Source organism: Streptomyces sp. NPDC005151 (assembly GCF_053599875.1).
This window is the reverse complement of record NZ_JBSFYR010000236.1, coordinates 1-2,129: the sequence shown is the minus strand read 5'-3', so window position 1 is coordinate 2,129 and position 2,129 is coordinate 1. Positions and strand designations below refer to the sequence as shown.

At 66.3% G+C, this 2,129-nt stretch carries 2 protein-coding genes; both read right to left on the bottom strand.

The features are described 5' to 3' along the window. Positions 1-43 precede the first annotated feature (43 nt). Positions 44-715: a class I SAM-dependent methyltransferase gene (locus tag ACWD6R_RS40405; RefSeq protein WP_451823314.1), complete on the bottom strand. Its 672-nt coding sequence runs from the start codon at positions 713-715 to the stop codon at positions 44-46. Between the two features lie 35 nt (positions 716-750). Then, on the bottom strand, positions 751-2,007 hold the full coding sequence (locus ACWD6R_RS40400; RefSeq protein WP_451823313.1) for an IS256 family transposase: 1,257 nt from the start codon (positions 2,005-2,007) through the stop codon (positions 751-753). Positions 2,008-2,129 lie beyond the last annotated feature (122 nt).

Below are 2,129 nucleotides of genomic sequence, written 5' to 3'. Positions count from 1 at the left end.
GAGTAATTGTCAATACCTGTGGATGCGTCTTCTGAGTGCCGTGTCAGCGGGCAGGAGCCCGGTGAACTGAGGACGCCTTGCGAGCCAGGATCTGAATTCCTGCTGATTCATGTCCGTTCATGGTGGTAATGGCGATTTGCCGGGTGTCGACGGCGGCGAATCCGGTGAGTAGGGAAGTGAACCAGTCGCTCTCGTGGTGCCGGCACACCGCGCCGTCGTCTGTCTCGAACACCCCGTAGGTGCCGTAGCGTTCGGCAAACCTGGCATAACGGTTGCGATTGCGCTCGTCGTCCTGCAGCAGCATGTCGCTGAGGTAAAGCAACCCGCCGGGCCTGAGCACACGGCCCAGCTCGCCGATCAACCGCCGCTGCGCCTCGCTGCCGGGAATGCAGGTCAACACCGCGAAGAGCATGACCACGTCGACACTCTCGTCCGCGCATGCCAGTGTCGGCGGCGCGTCCAGCACGGCGAAGCGCATCGCGGGATGCAGGTTGCGGGCCTCGGCAACCATGCCGGGCGAGGTGTCGACGCCGGAGAGGTTATCGAAGCCTTCCTGCGCGAGCGCATCCATGGTCCGGCCGTATCCGCAGCCGTAGTCAAGAACCGAGGCACGTCGGCTGACGCCCTCCAGCCACGGCATGTGCAACGGGTGCGTGAACCGCTTCGTGGCCGCGGCTGCGTCCCAGTAGGAGGTCTGTCGGTCAAGAGCGGACATGGCGGATGTCTCCATCGGTAGCCCGGCGATGCTGATCAGGCTGCCACAGTCTCGGGCCGTTCGACGAGATGGCCTCGTTCGAAGTGGGCTCCGGCGCGGACGAGGGCGACGAGGTGGGGTGCGTTCACCGCGCGCCAGCGGGCCTGGGCGGACTCGATGAGCTTGAAGACCATGGCGAGGGCGGCGGCCCGACTGCCAGCGCCCTTGGTGACCTTGGTCCGAAGTCGCACGGTGGCGAAGGTCGACTCGATGGGGTTGGTGGTCCGCAGATGGATCCAGTGCTCGGCGGGGAAGTCGAAGAACGCCAGGAGTTCGTCCTCGTCGTCGATGATCCGCTTGACGACCTTGGGGTATTTCGCCCCGTAGGCCCGCTCGAAGTCGCGGACGGCCCTGGCCGCGTGTTCCTTGTCCTCGGCGTTGTAGATCTCCTGGACCGCGCGCTTGGCCGCGGGCTGGGCGGACTTCGGAAGCGCGTCGAGCACATTTGCGGTTTTGTGGACCCAGCACCGTTGGTGGCGGGTGTCGGGAAACACCTCGTTCAGTGCGTTCCAGAAGCCGAGCGCGCCGTCGCCAACGGCCAGGACCGGAGCGCGCATGCCACGGCGGGCGCAGTCCCGCAGCAGGCCCGCCCACGCCTCGGACGACTCGCGGTAGCCGTCCGTCATCGCGATCAGTTCCTTCGTGCCGTCCGCACGCACGCCCATCAGCACCAGGACCGCAGCTTTCGCCTCCTCCAGGCGTATCCGCAGGTGGACGCCGTCCGCCCAGACGTACACGTAGTCCGTGGCGGACAGATCACGGTCCTGGAAGGCGGTGTGGTCGGCCTGCCACTGCGTGGTCAGCCGGGTCACCGTCGCGGGCGAGAGGCCGGCCGAGGAGCCGAGGAACTGTTCCAGCGCGGGCACGAAGTCACCGGAGGACAGGCCGTGCAGGTAGAGCAGCGGCAGCACCTCGCTGATCTTCGGGGACTTCCGGCACCACGGCGGCAGGATCGCCGAGGAGAACCGCTTACGCTCCCCGGTGACTTCGTCGGTGCGCTTGTCGTTGACCCGCGGCGCCTTGACCTGGACGGCTCCGGCCGAGGTGGTGACCTTTCTGGGCTGGTGGTAGCCGTTACGAACCACCAGCCGACGCCCGTCACCGTCCCGTTCGTGGGACAACTCGGCTGTATAAGCGTTGACTTCGGCTTCCAGCGCGGCGGCCAGCATCCGCCTGGCGCCTTCCCGGACGATCTCATCCAGCAGCGAGCTGCCGCTTGGCGTGGTGCCGTCCTCGTTGACTACCGTAAGCACGGGCGTGCCTTCCCGACCGACGGTGCAACGTCGGCCTTGCTCGATGACCTATCGATCGATCCATCGGGAAGGTACGCCTCCTTCCTGCAGGCTGATCCACAGGTATTGAGCATTGCTCGAGG